A 4,966-nucleotide genomic window follows, 5' to 3' on the forward strand; every position below is an offset into this window, starting at 1 on the left:
TTGTTACCTTCCTGACCTGTGACGATGCCCAGGAGCCCGGTAACTAGGCCCTTCTCCGTCCTCCTGAGTCTAGCCTGATCCTCCTCGATCCTGCCTCCGTGCTGACATGTCAGCACGGAGGCAGGATCGAGGAGGATCAGGACTTGCTGGAGGTGGTGGGGGATTGCCACGAACCCGGGAATTTTGCGCCGACTCTGTGCCTGCTGAAGCAAATCATGCCGATGGCACCAGAGGCGCTTGCAACCGCGTCAGCACGCCACGAACACCGTCGTTCCCCGGCGAGAGGGGAGAGGAGGGGCGTTCACGCCTGGCGCCGACCTTCCCTCTGGTTTGGCCCTGACCTGCGCGGTGCGGAACGGGGGCACCACAGACTCGGGTGGGACGGATGGCTTTCATGTCCCTATTTATCAAGGTCACGAGGCTGGATCAGAGAACGCCGAATTTCAGTGACGGTAGTGATCACTCGCACAGACGTCTGATGCGTGGTGTAGCGTCTTCGCCCTTCGCCTTGCAGTCGCGCGCATCTGCCACCGCCCAGCACCGCCCTAACGGGCGGCACGACGCACCTTCGCAACATGGCCCAGCTTCTCGACATTGGTGCTCGTATCAGGCGGGGACCGCGGCAGATCGCTTCGGTGCGATCGGTGCGTCGACTGCCTCTGAAGCTAGCGCGTCCACTTGAGCGATGACCGCATCGTTCAAGTCGATGCCCGCTGATGAGAGGTAAGCCAACAGGGAGCCGCGAACGACGGACCGTACGTCCCCCGCCCCTACGTCCACACCGGCCTCCAGCAGAGCGTTCAGCTCTTTCTGCGCGGTTGCCAGAGCTTCTTCGAGTGAGCCGTTCGGGTTGATCGCGCCGTCTGCTGCCCGACGACAGACAACCACGCTGTCCAGGTTCGACGGCTCTCGGGCGCCGGCCTTGACGATGCTCGTCGACATCTCCCCTTTGACCGGCTGGACAGCAGTGATCACGAAGCCGGCGCGGCGAAGTGACTCGACCACCTGTACCCACCCGCTGATGCGGGCCTGATGGAAAGTGAAGGCGAGGAGGCCACCCGGCTTCAGAACCCGTGCGCACTCGCTCCAGACGGCTTCGATGGCTTTGCCGAACTCCATCGGGTCCGCATGTTGCACTTCTCCGGTTCGCCGCGTTGTCGCCGTCGCCGCATATGCCTCGTACGGCCGCATTCCGCGAAGCCAGGCGTGGAAGAAGTCAGCGAGCTCCGCATAGTGAACGTTGTCCATATAAGGCGGGTCCGTGACAATTAGATCGATGGACTCATTGGGAAGATCGGTTTCCGCTGAGTTCCGCGTGGCGACGTAGGCGATTTGGCCCTGGGCGGTCTCGAACGACGCCCATGAGTCGACAACGTTCGCGACCAGCGGCTTAGCGAGCCCGGTGACACGTTCGACCCCGTCGCCTTCGTTGACGAGATCGGCGGGCTTTATCTTGTATTCGTGCGCACGCTGCAGCCGACTCTTGTAGAGAGTCGAAAAGGACCCCGATGACTGGGGAGTCCCCCACGGATGAGCTTCGAGGGGCGTACGCTCTGGCTTGAGGACGTGGTGGCTGAACATATGTCGGACGGCGCCTGTCCCCTCGCCCTTGAAAGACGTGAAGAGGTTGTTGAACTCAAGGGTGCCCGAGAAGAGTGCCGCGAGCGCTTCACGTTCTGCAGAGGGCCCGGGCAAGTCTCGGATTGCGGTCGCGATCAGCGAGAGCGAGACCAGTTGGCGCGCGTTGAAGAAGTCGCGCCAATTGCGAAAGTTCCACTTCAGCGCCTGGTCGGTGTTGTTGCCTCTGGCGAGCTCACCCTGCGGCAGGACTGCGGAGTCGGGCAGACCGGCGAGCCGCTCCACGCACTGTGCGTAGAGGTCGCGATCCCAGTCAGTGATGCTCTCGTAGACCTTTGAGCCGTCCGGGTCCGCGACCATCTTGGCGTACATCTCGAACTCGGCCCTATTGCCGCCGAGAGCAGTCAAGATTTTGAAGGTGTGGCCTTGCTGACAAGTTGCCATCTGACCACGGACTGCTCCGGGCTGGCTGATCTCGTGGCCGTTGGGGCACGTTTCGGAGTCGAAGTCGTATCGGCTCTGCTTGACAGCCAGGCACTTAGGGCAGACGACCTGTGCCTTTGGCACCCGCTTGGGATAAGCGTTCTTGGAGAAAACCGGCGAGTCGAACAGCCGGACCTTGTCGGAGCAACTGGGGCATTGGACGTTCGCGACCCAGAAGTAGTACAGGACACACCGGCCATCTTCGGCCAGGTGGAAGCGGTCAATTTCCTCGCGGCAGGCAGACTCGACGGCCTCGTAGGCAGCCGCCAGACGCTCCACGTTCCAGGGCTGCATTGCTTGGCGCTGGACCAGGGTTGCCACGGGGTTGATATCGAAGCAGACAGCTCGGGCTCCGAGCTTGAGCGCTTCGACACCAGTGACACCAGAGCCAGAGAAGGGATCGAGTACAACGGCACCCTTCAGATCCAGCGGAGATGCGTATGCCGCGGCGCTATCGGCGTCCTCGGGTGTTGTAGCCGAGGCGAGAATCCCACGGAAGACAGTGCCGAGGCGCTTAGCCCACCACTTGTGTGTACTGGTCGCAGGGCGGTGGACTTCCTTGCGCCAGGACTCCTTCGTGCCGACGGCACTGAGCATCGCGGAGGGGAAGGTTGACTCCAGGCCCGTCCGTGCAGGCACCACGGGCGTCACGAGTGAGGCTCCTTCAGCGTTACCGTCTTGGTGTCACCCGCTCCACGCGATCGATAGGCACGGAATTGGTGCACGGTACCGGCGTTCGGGTTCGGCTCCTTGCGCGTGACCATCTCGTTGGTCTGCATGTTGAACTCGTAGGACACGAGCACATCGTCGACCTCGACCCGGTCCAGCTCGCCCACCTGGACGAGCTCGCTCGACTGCACCTGATAGTCGGCGGGTGCGATGAGTGTGGCCAGGCCAGCCGTTCCCGCAGCCAGTGCGAACGGCGTCGGCACGACGTACATCTTCCGGTCGCGGACCAGTATGTCGCCGTAGGAACCGAAGCCGCGGAACGATTTGTTCTTGTGGACATAGTCGGTGTCGGCGTTCAGGAAGCTGCCGTGGCAGACCACGAGATCGACGACGGGATACTCGTCAACGCCGCGCTCGGCCTTGGGATAACGCCCGAAAACGTAGAATACCTCGCGGCCGTTGTGGTTCCCCGTGGGTACCTGGGAGTTGGAGTCGTAGTCAGCCTCTCGGCCGGGGAACTCCAAACCCTTGACCTCGTAGCCCTCCGGGTGGTTGACGAGCCGGAAGTCCGGATACGTGTTCCTGCCCGGTTCGTCGTAGGCGAGGCGGCACGCCTCGATGCGCTCCCCAACCCAGTTCTGGAAGTGGTACTCCTTGTCGCTCGCCGACACTCGCTGGATCAGGTCGCCGTCCGCCCGAGCGCGTTCACATTCCAGAAACACCTGCTCGACCGCGCCCATCTGCTGCCCTCCGTCTATTCGATTCGTCCGACCGCACCGCCGAGAGCGAGGCGCGTTTCTTTCGGGGGCATCGTATCGGGAAGCGGTGACATCGCCTGATAGGCGTGTTGGCAGCGGCGATCACGCAGTGAGCGCCACCGTCCGGGATGACGATGCGGACCGATCGCTTCCAGGCCAGACGGGCAGTCGCATACCCCGGCCACACCCTCGGGACTGTGCAGGAGCGATTCCAATCCGTACCGCTACGTGCCGTGCACGATCGCGTGACCCAGGCGTCACCGGCCTCGACGCTGGATGCCGCGTCGAGATCCACACGACCCTCCGCCTGTGTCGACCGCGCGTTTAGACCCGCATGTCAGCCACTCGGCGGTGTGCGTGGTCAACCTGCAAAGAGGTCATCGTCGGAGTCCTGGGTCCAGGGACGGAATCGGACATCACCGCGGCGCCGAGCAGCTTCCAGTCGTCGGACGACCTCCTTCGCTGAGTTCTGGCGGGAGGAACGGCGAGATCCTGGCCACGTGCTCGGCCCACCCCCCTCCGGGCGCACGGCCACTCTGGTGTGCGCTTAACGGCCGGGAGACTCACGTGACCACGCTCAGGGAGCAGCACGGGTTCCGTGCGGGCGCCGGTTGGGCTTGGCAGCCAGGAACCACGCGGTGCGGTGCTGACACGTCAGCGCCGTGTCAGCACGTAGAACCCTGGGACCGACTGCTGCCGGGGGGTGTGCCTTTGCTACGGCACAAAACAAAACGTCCCGGACGGCATGTCGTCCGGGACGTTCTCACGAGGGTGGCTGGGGCCGGGATCGAACCGGCGACCTATCGCTTTTCAGGCGATCGCTCGTACCAACTGAGCTACCCAGCCACGCAGTTCACCAGGGTGAGCTGCAAGCGGTCCTGACGGGATTTGAACCCGCGGCCTCCACCTTGACAGGGTGGCGAGCACTCCAAACTGCTCCACAGGACCTCGACGTACGTTTCCGTACGGCAAAGCGTGCCCCCAACGGGATTCGAACCCGAAATTGTTACCTTCCTGACCTGTGACGATGCCCAGGAGCCCGGTAACTAGGCCCTTCTCCGTCCTCCTGAGTCTAGCCTGATCCTCCTCGATCCTGCCTCCGTGCTGACATGTCAGCACGGAGGCAGGATCGAGGAGGATCAGGACTTGCTGGAGGTGGTGGGGGATTGCCACGAACCCGGGAATTTTGCGCCGACTCTGTGCCTGCTGAAGCAAATCATGCCGATGGCACCAGAGGCGCTTGCAACCGCGTCAGCACGCCACGAACACCGTCGTTCCCCGGCGAGAGGGGAGAGGAGGGGCGTTCACGCCTGGCGCCGACCTTCCCTCTGGTTTGGCCCTGACCTGCGCGGTGCGGAACGGGGGCACCACAGACTCGGGTGGGACGGATGGCTTTCATGTCCCTATTTATCAAGGTCACGAGGCTGGATCAGAGAACGCCGAATTTCAGTGACGGTAGTGATCACTCGCACAGACGT

The 4,966-nt window shown here is 63.0% G+C and carries 2 protein-coding genes and 2 tRNA genes; all 4 read right to left on the reverse strand.

The genetic code is table 11. The features are described from left to right. Positions 1-606: 606 nt before the first annotated feature. On the reverse strand, positions 607-2,712 hold the full coding sequence (locus MCBG_RS30865; protein WP_009067553.1) for a DNA methyltransferase: 2,106 nt from the start codon (positions 2,710-2,712) through the stop codon (positions 607-609). Further along, positions 2,709-3,470 carry a hypothetical protein gene (locus MCBG_RS30870; protein WP_009067554.1) on the reverse strand — a complete coding sequence of 254 codons (762 nt, stop codon included), beginning with the start codon at positions 3,468-3,470 and terminating at the stop codon, positions 2,709-2,711. The genes MCBG_RS30865 and MCBG_RS30870 overlap by 4 nt, the downstream gene beginning before the upstream one ends. Before the next feature lie 790 nt (positions 3,471-4,260). Further along, positions 4,261-4,334 (reverse strand) — tRNA-Phe (locus MCBG_RS30875). Between the two features lie 27 nt (positions 4,335-4,361). Continuing rightward, positions 4,362-4,436 (reverse strand) — tRNA-Asp (locus tag MCBG_RS30880). Positions 4,437-4,966: the final 530 nt, after the last annotated feature.

Origin of the sequence: Micromonospora sp. M42 (genome assembly GCF_000568915.1) — a bacterium.
GTDB classification, from domain to species: Bacteria; Actinomycetota; Actinomycetes; order Mycobacteriales; family Micromonosporaceae; genus Micromonospora; species Micromonospora chalcea.

Excerpts from the sequence above, each read along its gene's own strand:
- MCBG_RS30870 (WP_009067554.1), bottom strand. The coding sequence starts at position 3,470 with ATGGGCGCGGTCGAGCAGGTGTTTCTGGAATGTGAACGCGCTCGGGCG.